At 45.0% G+C, this 20666-nt stretch carries 7 protein-coding genes and 3 pseudogenes; 8 read left to right on the top strand and 2 right to left on the bottom strand.

The features are described from left to right. Positions 1–18: 18 nt before the first annotated feature. From NXX38_RS06100 to NXX38_RS06085, 4 genes and pseudogenes are all read left to right on the top strand, one after another. Positions 19–1906: pseudogene (locus tag NXX38_RS06100) on the top strand (RagB/SusD family nutrient uptake outer membrane protein). 22 nt (positions 1907–1928) lie between these two features. Next, positions 1929–5014: pseudogene (locus NXX38_RS06095) on the top strand (SusC/RagA family TonB-linked outer membrane protein). A gap of 25 nt (positions 5015–5039) precedes the next feature. Next, the gene (locus NXX38_RS06090) at positions 5040–6836 is read left to right on the top strand and encodes a RagB/SusD family nutrient uptake outer membrane protein (RefSeq protein ID WP_148367787.1); all 1797 of its coding nucleotides are present in this window, start codon (positions 5040–5042) and stop codon (positions 6834–6836) included. A gap of 29 nt (positions 6837–6865) precedes the next feature. Further along, positions 6866–7768 carry a BT_3987 domain-containing protein gene (locus NXX38_RS06085; RefSeq protein WP_148367786.1) on the top strand — a complete coding sequence of 301 codons (903 nt, stop codon included), beginning with the start codon at positions 6866–6868 and terminating at the stop codon, positions 7766–7768. A gap of 132 nt (positions 7769–7900) precedes the next feature. Here the strand turns inward: NXX38_RS06085 and NXX38_RS06080 are convergent, their stop codons facing one another. Together NXX38_RS06080 and NXX38_RS06075 are read right to left on the bottom strand one after the other, a co-directional pair. After that, complete coding sequence (locus tag NXX38_RS06080) at positions 7901–9277, bottom strand: ATP-binding protein (RefSeq protein WP_148367785.1); 1377 nt, start codon at positions 9275–9277, stop codon at positions 7901–7903. Between the two features lie 76 nt (positions 9278–9353). Continuing rightward, positions 9354–13364, bottom strand: coding sequence for a two-component regulator propeller domain-containing protein (locus NXX38_RS06075; RefSeq protein ID WP_258978819.1), 4011 nt, complete (start codon positions 13362–13364; stop codon positions 9354–9356). A 358-nt stretch (positions 13365–13722) separates the two neighbouring features. Between NXX38_RS06075 and NXX38_RS06070 the strand changes: the two genes are divergently transcribed. The 4 genes and pseudogenes from NXX38_RS06070 to NXX38_RS06055 all read left to right on the top strand — a co-directional run bounded on the left by NXX38_RS06070 (position 13723) and on the right by NXX38_RS06055 (position 20306). Next, on the top strand, positions 13723–15270 hold the full coding sequence (locus NXX38_RS06070) for a sulfatase (protein WP_258978818.1): 1548 nt from the start codon (positions 13723–13725) through the stop codon (positions 15268–15270). 30 nt (positions 15271–15300) lie between these two features. Beyond that, entirely contained in the window at positions 15301–16431 is a 1131-nt protein-coding gene (locus NXX38_RS06065) for a family 43 glycosylhydrolase (RefSeq protein ID WP_148367782.1), read from the top strand. Beyond that, positions 16428–18096 (top strand): annotated as a pseudogene (locus NXX38_RS06060) (arylsulfatase). Before NXX38_RS06065 ends, NXX38_RS06060 begins: the two are co-directional and overlap by 4 nt. A 5-nt stretch (positions 18097–18101) precedes the next feature. Continuing rightward, positions 18102–20306, top strand: a complete 2205-nt coding sequence (locus NXX38_RS06055) for a glycoside hydrolase family 2 protein (protein ID WP_258978816.1) — start codon at positions 18102–18104, stop codon at positions 20304–20306. Positions 20307–20666 lie beyond the last annotated feature (360 nt).

Below are 20666 nucleotides of genomic sequence, written 5' to 3'. Positions count from 1 at the left end.
CACTTTAAATTTACTGATATGAGAAGACATAAGTTGAATTGGATATGGATCATTATGCTGGGGTTGTTTTTCGGAAGTTGTGAGGACTACCTGGACCGTTCCCCTGATGACGGACTTTCCGAAGATGATGTTTATAAAGACTATAACAGCTTGTTAGGGTTCATGGACCGCATTTTTCTGAATGGTGATATATTGATCTTCACACATGGCATCAACTCCTATTCAAATACGTATGTAACGGTAGGTAATTTGTCCGATGAATATGCATCTGTCCGTGATGATGACCCGTCGAAGTTTGTCAATGCAGGCAACTGGCTGGAGAATGCGAGTACACGTTTCGAAATAGGAAGTAAAAGTGATGGAGCGAATTTCAAAAGTGCTATTTCGCGTGCCTATACCGGACTTCGTATCGTGAACCGTGTGATTAACGGAGTCGACCAGGTGAAATCGATTACCGAAGACCAGAAAAGAAAATTGCTGGGACAGGCTCACTTTCTGCGTGCTTACTTCTATTTTGAAATCATCAAACGATATGGCGGAATGCCTATCTTTGACCAGCTTTGGGGAGCATCAGACAACTTCGATCTTCCCCGTAAAACTTATCAGGAATCCAATGCATGGATGCAGACTGATCTGGATAAAGCCATTGAATATTTGCCATTAAGTTGGTCGGATGTAGAGCACGGTCGGCCTGACAGAGTAGGTGCTATGGCATTAAAAGCAATGACGCAGCTTTATGCGGCCAGTCCTTTGATGCAGAACGACCTGAATACCATTGAAAACAAAGGATATGGAAAAGAAATGGCTGCCGAGGCTGCCCGCAGTGCGCAGAAGGCTATCAACGCTATCGAAAGCCACGAATATTATCGCCTGATGAATCATGACGAATACCGCAGTATTCAGTTAATGCCTAATTCCAACCAATTCGCACAACCGGAATACTTATGGTTTCTGCGCTGGCATCACGGTAACTGGTCGGCTTTTGTCAGAGCGCAGTGGTTGACACAACCTTATGATAACAAGACCGGTGCCGAAGGTACTCCTTATAATGCTCCGACACAAAATGCGGTAGATATGTACGAACGCATGGGAACTGATGGTAAGTACTATCCGATCACTGATTCGCGTTCCGGTTATGATGCGGTGAAGACTACCGATCCATACTCGGATAGAGATCCTCGTTTCACTAACAATATCCTTGTCCCCGGTGAACAGTGGGGAAAGAACTTGCAGGGTGTTCCTTATTATGTAACCACTTATTCGGGCGGTTATTCCGAGAACTTCATTTCTACCAACCAGTTTACGAGAGGTTCCCAGCAGACCGGATATATGTGTAAGAAGTTTATCTGGCCGGAAGCAAGTGTGCCTTTGTTTGGCGAAGCAGGTTTCCAATTATATCGTCTGGTGGCTGTATACATTCGTGTTTCACAGGTTTACCTCGATATGGCAGAGGCTTCCATACGAAGCAACAGGTGATCCGGATGCAATAGTGACAGGTTGTACGATGTCGGCCCGTCAGGCATTGAATAAAATCCGTGTAAGAGCCGGAATCGGTGAACTGCCGGATGGAGTGGACTTTAGAGAAGCTTATCGTCGGGAGCGCGGTGTGGAATTGATGTTCGAAGGACACCGCTGGTACGATATCCGCCGTTGGATGATTGCTGAAGACTTGTTTAAGGGTGAATATCCGATTATGGGCGTTAAAGCTACCCCGATCAACCATTCTTATACCGCCGACCAGTTGAAAGTGGAAAAAGCCTGCACTTATAAGTTGACCGACTTCACCTATGAGTATGTTCCGGTAAAGACAGCCGTGCGGACGTTTAACAAGCGTAATTATTGGTATCCGTTGCCGATGGATGAAGTGGCGGCTTTGGATAATCTTCAACAGAACCCCGGATGGTGATACCTAAAATAAAGAAAAGTATATGAGAAACAAGATTAGATATATAAGACTGATAGGGCTCATATTTGTCCTTATCGTTGGCTCTAGCCTGACTTTCGCACAAAATAAATCAAAGAGAAAGTCGGCGAAGAAGCCTTTGGTGGAAATAGTTTCTATTGTTACCGACGAGAAAGGTAGTCCGCTGAAGAATGTTTCTATCATTTGTGGAGAAGGTGCAGTCGTTCTATATACAGATGAAAAGGGACGTTTTCAGACGAAAGTGGAGAATGACGCAACCGTCATGATCGAAGCTTTGGGATACGAGGATAAAGTGTATAAACTGACAGGTAGCAATATCGTTCCTGAAAAGATTGTCCTGAAGAAAGAGCCTCTGTTCCTGACCGGAGAATCCTTGGTGAACAGAGCCGATGGCGGAAAGACATATAAAGGGAATGAAGTAGGTGCAACGAGTGTACTGGAGAACGGGCAGTTCGGAACGTTTCCGGATTTGACTTTGACGAATATGCTGCAAGGTAAAATGTTAGGTTTGCAGGTCCGCTCTACGGTCAGCGGATTGGGAAATAATACGCCTGATTTATATATCCGTGGCCAGCACGGTATGTCGGAAAATACGGCTATTGTTATTATCGACGGTGTGGAACGTCCGGTTGCGGATTTGATTCCTGAAGAAATTGAACGTATCGAGTTGCTGAAAGATGCCACTGCTAAGATTCTTTACGGAGCACGTGCAGCGAATGGAGTACTTTGGGTAACTACCCGCAGAGGAAAGGCCAACCGCCGTATTTATAATGCCACTGCCGAGGTGGGAGTGGTGCAGATGACACGCACACCGGATTTCCTGAATTCCTATCAGTATGCTAATCTGTATAATGAAGCGCGTGCCAATGACGGGATGACTCCTTACTATAACCAAAAGCAACTGGAAGGATATAAAAACTCCAAAGGAGCCAATGACCTGTTATACCCGAACGTTGATTTATATGATCAGTTGTTGAATAAGAATGCCAATTACCGGAAAGTATCATTCGATATGACGGGAGGTACCGACAGAGTGCGTTACGCACTGATTGCCGGATATGTAGGAGGTAGCGGATTTGAAGACGTTGCCTATACTCCACAACTGAACCGCTTGACGCTTCGCGGAAACCTCGACTTTAACGTAACGGATTTCCTGACTATATCCGCAGACGTTGCCGGACGTATGGAAATGCGCAAATGGGGACAACTGGACTGTGGACAGGTATTTACGGCCTTGTCTACTCACCGCCCGAATGAATACCCTCTGACAATGTCAACGGAAGAAACCGGACTGGCAGGCGGTTCGGACGGGATTCCTTTGTTCGGTGCAAGCCTCCGGCAGCCGATGAATGCTTATGCGGAAACCATGTACGGAGGATATACAGACGAACGCTATACGCGTAGCCAGACCAATATCGGTTTGAAATTTGATCTTGATATGCTGACGAAAGGATTGAAAGCCGGAGCTTTCCTCTCTTTCGACAACTATGATTACCTGCAACTTTCCTTGAGCAAAGTCTATCCGACGTATGCCATCAAGACATACCGTGACTTTGCCGGTGAGGAAAAAATCATGTACACCCAGATGAAGAAAACAGATGTAGCCACTTCACAAAGCCGGAAGTCGACTACCCTGCAACAGACATTGGGATGGAATGCTTTTGCCGGTTATGAGAATACATTCAATCAAAAACACGATGTATCGGCACGCCTGACTTATATGTACTCGAAAACAACCAATCAGGGAGTAACCCAAGACATCATCAATGCCAACTACGCATTGCGCCTGAACTATATGTACGACCACCGTTATGCTGTGGAAGCCGACATGGCATTGATGGGAAGCAACCGTTTCAAACCGGGAAACAAATATTTCTTCTCGGCTGCGGGGGGCTTGCCTGGATTCTAAGCAATGAAGATTTTCTGAAAGACAATGAATACGTGAACTTCCTGAAACTGAAAACCAGTGCCGGTATTCTGGGATATGACAGAAGCACGGAACATTTATTGTATGAACGTGCTTGGGCACAAGACGGCAGTTTCCGGTTCGGAACAACGAACAACGGTGCTACGGCTTACTATTCTACTTTTGTCCGTGCAGGCAATCCGAACCTGAAATGGGAAAAGGCGGCAGAATGGAACATCGGTGTGGAAGGTCTGTTCCTGAACAACCGCTTATATACCGAAATAAACTATTTCCGTGAAAAACATACAGACATCATCGGTTCTGTCGATGCATCTTACGGGGATTATACAGGCAACTTTACTTACCAGGATAACATGGGTTCTGTCTTGAATCACGGTATAGAAGGAATGTTCACCTGGAGCGACCGCGTCAACGACTGGTCTTATTCGGTAGGAGCCAATTTCGTATGGTCAAAGAACAAAGTATTGAAATGGAATCAGGTGAAACATGGTGAAGAATACCGCTACACCGTAGGACGCTCTACCGATGCTATGATGGGATTGGTTGCCGAAGGATTATTTGGTAAGGACGTAGCTATCAACGGACATGCAACCCAGACATTTGCCGATTATCAGGAGGGCGACATTGCCTACCGGGATCTGAACGGTGATAAGGTTATCGATGGTCGTGATGTGAAAGAACTTGGAAACTCATTCCCGCGTACTACACTGGGTATTGACTTCAGCGTAAGCTACAAAGGTTGGGGGCTGTATCTTCAGGGATACTCCGAACTGGGTGTTCACACTTGGGCAACGAATGCCTATTATTGGAACAACGGAGAAAGTAAATACTCCAAACTGGCATTAGACCGTTACCATCCGGTAAACAACCCGACCGGAAGCTATCCTCGTCTGACAACAACTGCCGGTGAGAACAACTTCCGTAATTCTTCCTTTTGGCTGGAGAATACAAGTTTCTTCCGTATGAAGAATGTCGAGTTGAGCTATACGTTCAATCAGTTCTCTCCGAGTTCGGTGGTGAAAAAGATCAAGGTTTTTGCCCGTGGTGCCAACTTGTTCGTGCTTTCTTCCGTGAAGGATCTGGATCCTGAACTGCTGAATGCCGGTGTGACCAACTATCCGGTGACACGTAGCTTTACAGGTGGAGTCTCTTTTGTATTTTAATTTTGAACAATTAATAGATGGCAATATGAAACATATATTAGGAAGTTGCGTTTTAGCAGGTCTGTTTCTCTTTTGTGCTTGTGACGACACATTGGATACCAAGGTGACGTGGCAGATCGGAGACTCCGATACATGGAGAGTTCCGGAGCTTGCTCAAGGCGTACTATATAAAGCTTATAATGGCATAGCCAACCGTCCGGATTGCTTCGAAGATAACTTTCTGGATTGTGCTACTGATAATGCAATGACCAATTTGCGTAGCTCTTCTGTCTATAAATTAAGCATGGGCGGTATGACAGCGTTTAACAATCCGATTGGAAACTGGAGCAATGCATACAACATGCTGAATTATGTAAACTCTTTCCTCGAAAACGGCTTGACCGACCAGGTGCAGTACAACCGTACCGATCCGGAAGTGGACAAGCAAATCAAGTTACGTCTGAAAGGTGAATCGTATTTCCTGCGTGCATGGTGGCATTTCGAACTATTGAAGATGTACGGTGGAAAGGGTAAGAACGGAAAAGCATTGGGTATTCCGTTGGCAGATCATTTTATCTCGCAGGAAGAAGCTGCGCAGAATGGTGAGTTCCTCCGTCCTACATATCAGGCAACAGTCAATTTTATTGTAAACGATTTGAATAATGCCATCGAACTGTTGCCGAACGCATATCAGGGAGATGACCTGGAGTTTGGTAATACACAAATAGGGCGTGCCACGAAAGCTGCTGCGGCTGTTCTGAAAAGCCGTGCGCTTTTATATAGCGCCAGCCCAGCCATGCAGGATGATGACGTGACGAAGATTACCGGTATGGGACAATTCGAAATACTGAACCCTACAGTTTATCAGGCAAGATGGGAAGCGGTAGCTAAAGAGATTAATAAGATTCTGGGTATGGAAGGTTTCGGTACTTTTGTTCCTGTCACGGCTTCTTCCATAGCCGATGTCCAGACGGAAAGTTCCGATTATGCTTTCCGCAGGTATTTTAATAATAACCTGCTGGAAGGTTTTCATTTCCCGCCGTTCTATTATGGAAGTGCCCGTGCCACTCCTTCTCATAATCTGGTAAAGGCTTTTTATACGAAGAACGGTTATCCGGCAACTGACGTCCGTTCGGGTATCGACTTGTCTGATCCAGACTTTGATATGATGCAGCTTTATGCCATACTGGATAATCGTTTTGCATTGAATGTTTATTACCACAGTGCTACATTTGGTGATTCCGGTCAGTCACTGGATATGTCCGAGGGTGGAAAAGATTCTCCGTCGTTTAGTGAGAATGCTACACGTTCCGGTTATTACCTGGCTAAATTCGTATCCAAGAAATCGGCTATGCTGAATCCGATCCAGACGTTAAGTTCGGTTCATTACAATCCTTTATTACGGAAATCGGAAGTTCTTCTTAACTTTGCCGAAGCTGCCAATGAGGCATGGGGCAACCCGACGGTGAAAGGGGAGGGATGTCTGTATTCTGCTTATGAAATAATGAAAACGATCCGTTTGCAGGCAGGAGGCATTAACTTTGATCTTTATCTGGATGAAGTAGCTCAAAGTAAGGATTCGTTCAGAAAGCTGATTCAGAATGAACGCCGCTTGGAGTTTGCTTTCGAGAATCATCGCTATTTTGATATGCGGCGCTGGGTATTGCCGTTGAACGAAGAGGTGGAAGGAGTTGCCGTCACCCGCAATGAAGACGGTACATTCAGCTTCAAAGTACAGAAGGTGGAGCAACGGAAATATGAAGTGAAAAACTATTTCACTCCACTGCCATATTCAGAGCTGGAAAAGAATAAGAATCTAATTAATAATCAGGGTTGGGAATAACATGTGGTTGATATAAATACTTATTTACAATGAAGAAACTAAATATATTATGGATAGGGCTGATAAGCGTTCTGATGACTGCTTGTTATGATGATTATGAAAAGGACTACGATAAGAGTACGGTGTACTTTGCTTCGCAGAAACCTTTGCGGACACTGGTAGCCGACACAGATATGTCGATAAAGGTAGGAGTGGCCATTGGTGGCAAAAGAGAAGTGCATACCGATGATTGGGCTACGTTCGAGATCGATCCGTCTTTATTGGATGGTACGGGCTTGACACTAATGCCGGAAAACTATTATCAGTTGGCTGATCCGAACAAGATGACGATCAGCAACCCGAACCTGGCAATCGCAGATGTGAAAGTGACTTTCTCCGATGCTTTTTATAACGATGATGCCGCTTTGGATAAACACTATGCCATCCCTTTCCGGTTGGTCGATCACAATCAGGATGAAGTAAGTACCGACGTGAATGGCAATTTGAAGGATTACAGTATTGTAGTTGTCAAGTTCGTCAGCCAGTATCACGGCACCTACTTTGTAAAAGGGAAAGTTACCAACTTATCCACCCAGCAGGTGACTGAATACAATAACAAGGATTTGAGTCAGAATATGACCCGCGACTTTGTTTCATTAGGCAGGAACAAGGTACGCAGACCGGGCTTCGGACAAACGTTGGAAAACAATGAATCGGTGAATCTGACAGTCAATTCAGATGGAAGTGTAACTATCGAAGCCGGGGGAAGTGTCGCTATCGCAGATGCATCCGCCACATTAGATCCTGCAGCCGAATCACTGGAATTTGTAGGGAAACAGCCTAAGTTTACACTTTCTTATAAATACACGAAAGGCGGTGTTACTTATCAAGTCAATGAAGAATTGATTCGTCGTCAGAATCCGGAAGCCGATTTACGCTTCCAGGAATGGTAGAATAGGTATTAGTCGATTATAGGTGTCTATCTGTCACCGGTAATTAGCTGAATCAACGATGTTGCAGGCTGATTACCGGTGATATTTTTAGACATTCTGTTAAATTTATATCGCTTAAATTAGCTTACGACTCTACTTTAGAATAGATTTTCCTTTTTCTGTTATCATCCAATAACCTATCTTTTTCGAGCCTTTTCGAATAATGCAGCCATTCACTTTTAAGTTGCGGAATGCTCTCTTGATCGTAGCACTGGAAACAGATAAAGATATGGCTAAATTATCATATGTTGACTGATTATCTTTTACTATCAATTTTAATATATCTTTCTCTAATGATGATAGTTTTAAAGGGTCATTTAAAGGGTCATTTAAAGGATCATTTAAAGGGTCATCGTTCTTAATTCTGTTAGGTCTATATATGATAAGTGTAACACCACCGGCTTCATTTATAAACTCCGGTTTGCGGAGCCCTGCTTTCGTCATACCCTCATAAATTTTATGAATACCTCGTCCCCATGATTCAATAAATCCGGCACGGTAAAAAGTTTCGGCGATAAGGCGATTCCGGGGTTGTGAAGCGTGGTCACCTAATAATTGTTCGATAGTCATACCTTCGGGAAGTGTCCCCGGATTCCAAAGGCGGATGCGGTCATTATACACTTTCATTTGTATATGTACTCCCGTGTACAACTTATGCACAATACTATTGAATAAACTCTCCCGCAATGCATCTTCTGGAATTTCTAAAGGTTCAATGCGCTGCAATCCTTCATAATGGACAGGTGAAATGAGATACTTGGATTTCAATACTTCTATCACGCGATCGGTCATCTGAATGATATTTCCATCCACTACATCTTGAAACATCAGGTCGGCTTCATCACGACCAAACCTCCCAATACGAAATTGTACACTGGTGAAAAACTTTGCAGGATTTTTGCCGAATAGAAGTAAAGCAGCATTGCGCAACTTACCTTCCCCACCGATAAGATTCAGATTAGAGAGTACTTTTTCCGTAGTTTCATTCAATGAATCTACTGGCATACGTCCGGCATCGACGGCTTTACGCAAAAAGAAATCAATAGCTTGGCGGTCGATGTCATCCAATGTAGCTCTTTCGTTTTCAATATCATCCCACGAATGCCCCATTTTGCGAAGCAAAAACTGTTGCAAGGCTGCACCTTTCAACTCCTGTTTGGTAGAACCGCTGCGATAATGATATATACCGTGATAAGCGATAGGCAAATTACACGGTTGCACGGCAATCTCGATGTAGTCTTTATCCTCTTTATGCAAAAGATTTACATCAGCTACAATGCCCAGGTAGTTAACGATCTTATTAGGAATGTCTTCCATCAGTCGTTTGGTGTCTGCTACACCAACCACTTGTTGGTTATCGTCTATACCGATATAGATACGTCCACCTTGTGCATTTGCAAAACCACAAATCCACTTTAGATATTCGTCTCTCCACGATTCCTTATATTCAATATTCTGACTTTCACTCATAATTACTACAAAGTTACATATTCTTTTTCAAACTTTGTAGAGTATAAGGAGATTTACAAGTGCCAGTTCCGGCGAATTACTTCAATTGCTTGAGAAACTCTGTCGGAGTGATATTAAATTCCTTTTTGAAACATTTTGTAAAGTAGTTCGGGTCTGATATACCGACAGCGAATGAAGCTTCGGAAACATTCATGCCGTTCAGTAAATGGGTTTTGGCTTCCTTCATCTTGATGGTACGTATAAACTGTGTGATGGAGCATCCCGTGAGTGATTTCAGTTTCATGTGCAGCAGACTACGGCTGATGCGGAGATGGGCTGTGATTTCAGTTACTCCAAAATCTTCCTTGGTGAGGTTCGCCATGATCAGCTCCACCAGTTCTTTCATAAACACCTCATCCCGTGGATTATTGGTGATTTGCTTGATGTTCAGTTCCTCCGCCTGTTTGAAGTGCTCGATATTCTGTTTCCGGTTCTTCTGGATATTCTGTACCAGCAACTCCAGGTTCTTGGCGTTGAAAGGTTTGGTGATATAGGCGTCCGCTCCCCGCAGATAGCCTTCTGTATGGTCGTTTTCATCCGTCTTGGCAGTCAGGAGGATGACGGGGATATGACTGGTCGTTACATCTTGCTTGACGCGTTCCGTGAATTCCAGTCCGTCCATCACCGGCATCATTAAGTCCGATATAATCAGATTCGGCAGTTGTCTGGCTATCTTCTTGCAGGCTTCCGCTCCGTTGTAGGCACGTATGATGTCGTATTTCTCGCCGAATATACTGGCGAGGTAATCATTCATTTCTTTATTATCCTCCACAATCATGATAGATTCTCTGCCGGAGTCTTTCTCTTTGTTGGTCAGCTTTTCGGGGATGAGTTCGATTGTTTCCTTGATTCGCTGGTTGTATTTTTGTATTTCTTCGGTCGTGATGTTTTCGGAAGAGCGTTCGTCGGGTGCGTAGGCATCCTCCGATACGTTCAGGGTGACGATAAAGTCCGAACCTTTGTTGACTTCGCTCTCTACCCGTATTTCCCCTTTGTGCATGTGGATGAGCGAACGGGTGAGCGACAGTCCTAGTCCGAATCCCTCGCGGTGGTCACGCTTCTCTACCTGGTAGTAGCTTTCGAATATTTGTTCTTGGGCTTCCTTAGGGATGCCTCTACCACTGTCTTTCACGGAGATTTGCACAAATGTCTCTTTTTCTTCTTTTATCAGTTTGGCGCTCAACTTGACATATCCTCCCGGTTGTGTGTATTTAAATGCGTTCGAGAGCAAGTTATAAAGAATCCGTTCCAGTTTGGAAGGCGAGAACCATACTTCCTCTTCGGTGTCTTCCAGATTGACAATAAAGTCTATTTCCCGTTCTCCGGCTACGATGTCGAAGATGTGAGACAACTCTTCCAGAAAATGCATGATGTCTCCTTTGCGGACGCTGATATGCATCTGCTTCATTTCGATTTTACTGAACGTCAGTAATTCGTTAATCAGATAATTCATCCGGTTGGCATTGCGGTAGATGACTTCCAGTTTCTCTTTGTCGTTGTTGTTGATCTGTGGCTGCTGGATCAACCGTTGAAGAGGTGACAGAATCAGGGTTAGCGGTGTTTTCAGGTCATGGGAGATGTATGTGAAGAAATTGATCTTTTGTTGGTTCATGTTTTCTATGTTGACACGCTGTTCATGCTCTGTTTTCAGTCGCATGAGCAGGATGATACGTGTTTTGGTATATCTGTATGCGGCGTAAATGATTAACAGGGAGAGTAGCGCATAGGCAAGGTATGCTCCCGATGAGAGCCACCAGGGAGGAAGGATTCTGATGGCAAGGTCTTTTTGTCCCGTTTCATCCCAGTGGATGCCGTCTTTGCTGGCTTTGATCTTTAAGATATACCTTCCTGAAGGCAGGTTTGAGAAACGTACCTGATGCTGGTTGCCTACAAACTGCCAGTCTTTGTCGATACCTTCCATTTTCATGGCATATTGGGTGTTGTAGGTGTATTGATAATTCAGTCCGGAATATTCGAGACGCAGGGATTGGGCCTGGTCGTGTGTCAGGGTAATCTCTGTCAGCTCGGAGATGGAGGAAGGGATGGACGCCTTTTCATTATTGGGTGACATATATTCGCTGTTGCTCCATATAGCAGTCAGGGCAATGTTGAAATGGGGATTGACGGAGCGTACCTGTTCCGGATAAAAAGAAATCATGCCGTTGATGGTTCCGAAATACAGTTCTCCGTCAGGTTTCTTGCAGGCGGAGGAGTAGTTGAACTGGTTGATGGGCAATCCGTCGGCAGTGGTATACCGGTCTATATTTTTTGTTTGGGGATTGATACAGCAGAGTCCGTTTCCGGTTCCTACCCAGATATTACTCATTTCATCCTCAATGATACCTTTAATGGCGTTGGAACCCAACTGTTCTTTGCTGTAAAAAGCGATGATGCTGCCGTTGCGGTCTGATACATAAAGCCCGTTGTTGTCTGTCCCTATCCATATCCGTTGGTGCGAATCGGGGTAGATATAGGTTACATAGAGATCGGTGTGTGGTAAGATAGGGAGCGAGGTAACTTTCAGTGTACGGGTGTTTATCTGGAACATACTGCCTTTTCGGGTTCCTGCCCAAAGTATGCTGTCATTGAATTGTACCAGATTGAAGACGCGCAGCGGTGAGACCTTTTCCGGACGGGCATTGATTTTTTTCTTGTCGATCAGGAACAAGCCTGAAGGACCTCCGTACCAAACGTGGTCGTTTTTGTCTTCGATGATGCAGAAGCCGGACGAGACCTCTTCCGACAATAGATTATAGTTCACCGTACGGTTCAGATGCGGTATATAGTGAAGAGCTCCTTTCAGGAACAGTCCGAGCCATAGGCTGTTATCTTTGTCGAGCCATAGAGAGTGTATGTTCTTGGCGTAGATTTGCATCTGTTTGTGAAGCCGTTCGGCGCGGGTAATCTCTTTTTTACTGTTCAGGTAATTCAATCCGCCATCCTCCGTAGCGATGTACAGGCCGTTGTCCGGAGCATTGATAATCTGGCGGACAGCTTTTCCGCTCAAATGATTGAAGCTGCTTCCGTAAGGATATATCTGGAATTGGTCGGAGCCGAATATATAATAGTTGACTCCTCCGAAATAGGTTCCCACCCACATATTATGTGCCTTGTCCTGATAAAGACTGTAAATGGGCGAATCGTTCAGGGCACTTAAATCCCGTTCGGATTGTTCGTAGTGCGCAATCAGTTGGTAGAGTTTGTTGAACACGAAGATGCCGTACTCCGTTCCTACCCATATATTTCCGGTATAGTCGGTTGACGCACACCGGAAATCTTTCACTTCGAGGTCTTTCGAGAGGTTACACAGGGTGTTGCTTTGTATGTGGTAGACGAAGAAATCACTATTAGTATTCAACAAAAGCTGGTTGGACGAGATCAGGACAGCATTGTTACATTGTTGTGCAAAAGGCTGGATGAGAGTAGGGAGGGAAACGAATTGTTTCTTTTCCAGACTGTATCGCATCAGTCCTTTGTTGGTATCTATCCACAGGGTTTTGTCTCCGTCCTCTGCGAGGTATCTCACATGGGGCTTCTCTTCATTGAGCAGGAAAGGGACGAACAGGCTGTCCTGTTCATTGTAACGGTAGAGTCCGTTGCTGCAGGCCGCCAGGAGCATACCGTCGTTGGTGTTCAGGAAACAAACATCATCTTTGGTGTTCCCTTTGATCCGGTAACGGGTAAAATCTTCCGTCCGGTAGTCATAGCTGCAGATGCCCTGATCGGTAGAGATCCATAGAACGTTGCGGAGTGAGTCATTGTACAGACGGGTGATGAAGTCATGGCAGAGTGAGGTACTGTCGGCTTCATTGTGTGCGAACAGGTTGATATTATAACCGTCAAACCGGCACAAGCCGTTGCGTGTACCAAACCAGATGAATCCGTGATTGTCCTGTGTGATTGCATTAATGGTGTTATGCGGAAGTCCTTCGGTTATACTTAACTGTTTGAAACGTATGTTGGTATATTGTATCTGTCCCGTAGACAGGTTTATGTTTAAGAGCACGAGACTAAATAAGAGGATGATTTTAAGTGATGTGGTTCTCATGGCTTTTCTGATTAATTTTCACGACCAAAGATACGTCTTTTTTTGTTTTGGACGGTCGTAGGATTGTTCAAACGGACAGTACTAATGTTCAGTTTGTTGTCCGACAACTGATTTTTATACATGATTGCAGGTATTAAATACTATTTTTCTGTTTTTCTTGGATAGAAAAGACCACATTTGCAAGGTGAAACTCTAAAAGTCAGAAAAAGGATCACACGTTTGATGTGTGTCCGGATGCGGCGATTAAGGATATGGAAGGTATGCAGAAAATTTTTGTGACGATGGGACATGATATGAAGTCGGTTCCATGATTGTACACCGTTTTGAATAAAAGACTATAAGATTAAAATAAGCAAATATGAAAAATACACTCTTTTGTATCACAGGACTAGCTATACAGGGATTGCCTCTGTCGGTCACAGCGCAGAACGGTAAACCGAATATTGTGGTTATCATGACCGACCAGCAGCGTGCCGATCTCTGCGGCAGAGAGGGGTTCCCTCTTGACGTGACTCCTTATGTAGACCAACTAGCACAGGAGAATGTATGGTTCAACAAGGCATATACCGTGATGCCTGCCAGTTCCCCCGCCCGTTGCTCCATGTTCACCGGACGTTTCCCTTCTGCCACTCACGTACGTACGAACCACAATATCCCCGACATCTTCTATCAACAGGATTTGGTAGGAGTATTGAAAGAAAACGGATATCAGACAGCATTGGTCGGCAAGAATCATGCTTACCTGAAACCTGCCGACCTGGACTTCTGGTCTGAATACGGACACTGGGGAAAGAACAAAAAGGCGACTCCCGCCGAGAAAGAAACTGCCCGTTTCCTGAATCAGCAAGCCAGAGGGCAATGGCTCGAACCCTCTCCAATCTCCCTGGAAGAGCAGCATCCCACCAAAATCGTGAACGAAGCACTGGCATGGATTGAGAAGCAGAAAGAAAATCCTTTCTTCGTATGGGTATCTTTCCCGGAACCCCACAACCCTTATCAGGTATGCGAACCCTATTACTCCATGTTCTCACCAGACAAACTTCCCGTATTGAAGACATCGCGCAAGGATTTGGCAAAGAAAGGAGAGAAATACCGTATTCTGGCAGAACTGGAAGATGCATCCTGCCTCAATCTGGAACAGGACCTGCCCCGAATCCGTGCCAACTATATCGGAATGATCCGGTTGATAGACGATCAGATCAAAAGATTGATCGAATCATTGAAAGCCGGCGGACAATATGAAAATACCATCTTTGTTGTACTCTCCGACCACGGTGATTATTGGGGAGAATACGGATTAATCCGTAAAGGAGCCGGACTTTCCGAGAGCCTGGCACGTATTCCGATGGTATGGGCGGGGTATCAGATCAAGAATCAGCCTGCACCTATGGATAGCCACGTGTCGATAGCCGACCTTTTCCCCACCTTCTGCTCTGCCATCGGTGCCGAAATACCGGCAGGCGTTCAGGGACGTAGCTTGTGGCCGATGTTGACCGGGAAGGCTTATCCCCAAGAAGAATTCTCCAGTATAGTGGTTCAACAAGGCTTCGGCGGGGCTGACGTCGGACTGGACGCTTCCCTGACTTTCGAACAGGAAGGCGCATTGACTCCCGGCAAGATAGCCCACTTTGACGAACTGAACACCTGGACGCAAAGCGGCACTTCACGCATGATAAGAAAGGATGACTGGAAACTGGTGATGAATCATTATGGAAACGGTGAACTTTACAACTTGAAGAAAGACCCTTCGGAAGTTCATAATCTGTTTGGTGAGAAGAAATATAGCGAAATTCAAACGGAACTTCTGACCCGGTTGCTGGCATGGGAATTACGTTTGCAGGACCCACTACCTCTTCCGCAAAGACGCTATCATTTTAAACAGAACCCATTTAACTATCTTAAATAGGAAGAATACGTAAACATAAAACAGGAATATATGAAATTGATTGGACGATTAGGATTGATCTTGCTTACAGGATTTATTTCCATCTGTACAGCATCAGCGCAGTTATATGGAACGGCAAATACAAACGCTCCGGAACTACGTGTTCCGAAATCTGTAAAGCCGGCATTTGATTATTGGATGAGGGACACCTGGGCTACGCTGGGACCTGACGGTTATTATTATATCACAGGAACTACCTCTACCCCCGATCGTCATTTTCCGGGACAGAAACATTGCTGGGACTGGAATGACGGTTTGTACCTGTGGCGTTCCAAAGATATGAAGTCGTGGGAAGCTATGGGACAAATCTGGTCGATGGAAAAAGACGGCACCTGGCAAAAGAAGCCGAAAGTATATAAAGCAGGAGAGAAATATCAGAAAAAATCCATCAACGGTGATCCGATGGACAACCGCTTTCATGCAGTGTGGGCTCCGGAAATGCATTATATCAAAAGCGCGAAGAACTGGTTTATCGTTGCCTGCATGAATGAGTCGGCAGGCGGGAGAGGTTCTTTTATTTTGCGCAGTAAGACCGGAAAACCGGAAGGACCGTACGAGAATATCGAAGGCAACAAAGAGAAAGCCATCTTCCCGAACATCGACGGAAGTTTGTTTGAAGATACGGACGGCACAGTTTATTTTGTCGGGCACAACCATTATATCGCCCGTATGAAACCGGATATGAGCGGATTGGCCGAGGAACTGAAAACGTTGAAAGAGAAGAAATACGATCCGGAACCGTATATTGAGGGAGCGTTTATTTTCAAATACGATAACAAGTATCATCTGGTACAAGCAATATGGTCGCACCGTACGGCAGAGGGAGATACCTATATCGAGAAGAAGGGAGTGACTTCGCCGAAAACACGTTATAGTTATGACTGTATCATATCGACAGCCGATAATGTGTATGGGCCGTATAGTGAGCGCTACAATGCCATCACGGGAGGAGGACACAACAATCTTTTTCAGGATAAGGCTGGAAACTGGTGGGCTACCATGTTCTTCAATCCACGCGGGGCACAGGCGGCAGAGTATAAAGTGACGTGCCGTCCCGGATTGATTCCGATGATCTATGAGAATGGTAAATTCAAACCCAACTTTAATTATAAAACCAAATGAAAACTTCTTTATTGATAGCAGGCAGTCTGGCTCTGGTTCCGATGGCTTATGCGCAGGACAAGCCGAATATTATAATTATACTGGCTGATGACTTGGGATTTTCAGATCTCGGTTGCTTCGGTGGTGAGATTCATACACCGGTATTGGATAAACTGGCGGAGAATGGCGTCCGTATGACGCAAATGTACAACAGTGCACGCAGTTGCCCGTCCCGTGCCAACCTGTTGACGGGACTTTATCCCCATCAAACAGGACTGGGACACATGGACGGCAGTCACCCTGCATGGCCGAAGGGATATTCGGGATTCCGTTCCAATTCGGATAATGTCACGATTGCGGAAGTCTTGAAAGATGCCGGATATTTTACGGCTATGTCGGGAAAGTGGCATTTGGGGAACAAGTCGAATCCTGTTCTTCGTGGTTTTCAAGAGTATTACGGGTTGCTGGGCGGATTCAATTCTTTCTGGAATCCGGCGGTATATACCCGTTTGCCGAAAGACCGTACCCCCAGACACTATGAAGAAGGGGCTTTCTATGCAACGAATGTGATAACGGATTATGCGATTGACTTCATCGACCAGGCACATCAGGAAAAGAAACCGCTGTTCCTGTATCTGGCTTATAATGCTCCCCATTTTCCTTTGCACGCACCGAAAGAAGTGACTGATAAATATATGTCTCTCTATATGCAGGGATGGGACAAGATTCGTGACGCACGTTGGAAACGGATTGTTGACCTGAAACTGATGCAAGGCAAACCGGAACTTAGTCCGCGCGGCGTGGTTCCCGAAAGTCTGTTTGAAGATGAAACGCATCCGTTGCCGGCATGGGACTCATTGACGAAAGATCAGCAGACCGACTTGGCACGCCGTATGTCTATTTTTGCAGCGATGGTGGATGTGATGGACGCGAATATCGGCCGGGTAGTGGATGAATTGAAAAAGAACGGTGAGCTGGACAATACATTTATCATGTTTATGTCTGATAACGGAGCTTGTGCCGAATGGCATGAATTTGGTTTCGACAAACAGACCGGAGTCGAATATCATACGCATACGGGAGCCGAACTCGACCAGATGGGCTTGCCCGGAACTTATCATCATTACGGCACAGGCTGGGCGAATGTTTGTTGCACGCCGTTCACGCTGTATAAACATTATGCTCACGAAGGAGGTATCTCAACCCCATGCATCATTTCCTGGGGCAATCATGTGAAGAATAAAGGCGGACTGGATCATCAGCCTGCACAATTCTCCGATATCATGTCTACTTGTGTGGAACTGGCAGGAGCCACTTATCCGAAAGAATATCAGGGAAGAGCGATTCTGCCCACGGCAGGTAAATCCATCCTCCCGATTGTGAAAGGAAAGAAGATGCCCGAAAGGTATATCTATGCGGAACATGAAGGCAACCGCATGGTGCGTAAAGGTGACTGGAAGCTGGTTTCGGCCAATTTTAAGGGAGATGAATGGGAATTGTACAATATCAAGGAAGACCGTACCGAGCAGCACAACCTGATCGGCAAATATCCTGAAATGGCAAAAGAACTGGAAACGGCCTATTTCGAATGGGCAGACAAGAGCGATGTCCTGTATTTCCAGAAAATGTGGAATACCTACAATAAGAATCGACGGAAAGATTTTTAAAGAATATAAAACCCGCTAACGCTTATGGATAAGAGAATCTTGTTTACTCTGGCTTTAGGAGCCATGTCGCAGGTGTTTGCCCATGCATGGGAGCCTAAAGGAGACAAAATCAAAACAGTATGGGCTGAACAGGTGACGCCGGAAAATGTGTGGCAAAGTTATCCCAGACCGCAATTGCAACGGGCAGAATGGATCAATCTGAACGGATTGTGGAAATATGCCGTAACGGATCAGAACACGCCCCGGAAGGATGTTTCCTTTGAGGGGGAAATCCTTGTTCCGTTTGCGATTGAATCGTCACTGTCCGGAGTGCAGAAAACATTTCTTCCTACGGATAAACTATGGTATCAACGTGAGTTCACACTAAATCCTTCCTGGAAGAATAAATCTACTATCCTGCATTTCGGAGCAGTGGATTATGAATGTCAGGTGTGGGTGAATAACCGGTTGGCCGGCACGCATAAAGGAGGGAATAATCCGTTCTCGTTTGATATTACTAAGTTTTTGAAGAAAAGCGGGCCTCAAAGCATTGAGGTAGCTGTAACCGATCCGACAGATACGGAATCTATTTCCCGTGGCAAACAGCAACTCAATCAGGAAGGGATTTGGTATACTCCTGTATCGGGTATTTGGCAGACAGTCTGGCTGGAAGCGGTAGATAAAACTTATATCCGTCAGGTGCTTCCTTCCACTGATATTGAGAAGAAGTCTGTAAAACTGAATTTCGACATAGCCGGAGCTAAAGGCAATGAAGAGGTAAAAATAGAAGTATTGGATGATGGTAAAGTAATCAGGACGGTGGAACAGAAGTTGCGTGATGCGATTGAGATAGATGTTCCGGATGCTGCTTTATGGTCTCCCGAATCTCCGAAACTGTATCATCTGAATATTTCCTTATCCAATGGAGGGCGTGTTTTAGATCAGGTAAAGAGTTACTTTGCTTTGAGAAAGGTAGATGTACGGAAAGATGAGTGTGGATATAACCGCATTTGCCTGAATAATCAACCCATCTTCCAATACGGTCCGCTCGATCAAGGCTGGTGGCCCGACGGATTGCTGACTCCTCCTTCCGAGGAAGCGATGCTGTGGGACATGGTGCAGTTGAAGAAGATGGGATTTAATATGATCCGTAAACACATCAAGGTAGAACCGGAACAATATTATTATTACGCCGATTCTCTCGGTCTGATGATGTGGCAGGATATGGTATCCGGTTTTGCTACATCAAGGAAGAAAGAGGAACACGTTAATCCGTCGGCTACTGCCGATTGGAATGCTCCCGAAGAACATACCCGCCAATGGCAAAAAGAAATGTTCGAGATGATTGACCGTCTCCGTTTTTATCCTTGTATCACTACCTGGGTTGTATTCAATGAAGGATGGGGACAGCACAATACGGTGGAAATCGTGAATAAAGTGATTAAGTACGACGATACACGTCTGATAAACGGGGTGACCGGGTGGACGGATAGAGGCGTAGGTGATATGTACGACGTACATAATTATCCTGTCACTTCCATGATTCTGCCGGAGAATAACGGTAATCGTATTTCCGTATTGGGAGAGTTCGGCGGTTATGGCTGGGCGATCAAGGAGCATATCTGGAATCCGAATATGAGAAACTGGGGGTATAAGAATATCGACGGGGCAATGGCATTGATTGATAGCTACGGTCGCCTGTTATATGATTTGGAAACGCTGATTGCCCAGGGATTGAGTGCGGCAGTCTATACACAAACCACCGATGTGGAAGGGGAAGTGAACGGCTTGATTACTTATGACCGGAAAGTGACTAAAATACCGGAAGGCTTATTGCACCTGATGCACAACCGTTTGTATGAAATCACCCCCGTGAATGCGGTTACTTTGATTGCGGACAGTCAGAATGGAAGCAAGAATACCCGCCTTGTCGGTGTGAACGGTCAGGAACTGAAAATGATTTCTTTGCCTTTCGAATGTTCCCCTCGTTCCACAATAGTATCTGAAGCAACTTTTAATGTAGATAAGGGCTTCAATCACCTGTCTTTGTGGCTCAATGTTGCCGGAGAAGCAAAAGTGTGGTTGAATGGAGTGGAAGTCTTTGCGCAGGAAGCAAAGCAGACCAGGCAATATAATCAATACAATATCAGTGACTACAGCCGTTACTTGCGGAAAGGGAGCAATCTGTTGAAAATCGAAGTGAAAGATAGCAAGAAGATGAGATTCGATTATGGGTTGAGAGCTTATTAACGGAATTGTTTTTCTTTTGTCTGTTTCTATTATAAGGTACTTACCTTTGTATTCTTCTTCCCGAATTGGCTTAGGAATCGAAACACTGTAGAATTTCTTGGTATCTGGGAGAAGCTGAACAATCCCACTTTTAATTGTGTAGAATTCGACATAATTAAAAGTGGGATTGAACAGTTATTGCCTTAGCGCAAAAGAATGGATACAAAATACAAATGCCATTGGTATCATATCAAAACTGCTAGATATGGTGGAACATGCCCACAAAGGCATTGATTTTATAAACATTCAGTGCAAAACTTCTTGTATTTATTGCCTTATTTCCAATATATTCCAAATAAATCATTTATCTTTGTCACACGC

This window comes from Bacteroides sp. BFG-637, assembly GCF_024793605.1.
Classification (GTDB): Bacteria; Bacteroidota; Bacteroidia; order Bacteroidales; family Bacteroidaceae; genus Bacteroides; species Bacteroides vicugnae.
The sequence above is the reverse complement of the archived record's forward strand: the minus strand, read 5'-3'. Positions and strand labels throughout refer to the sequence as shown.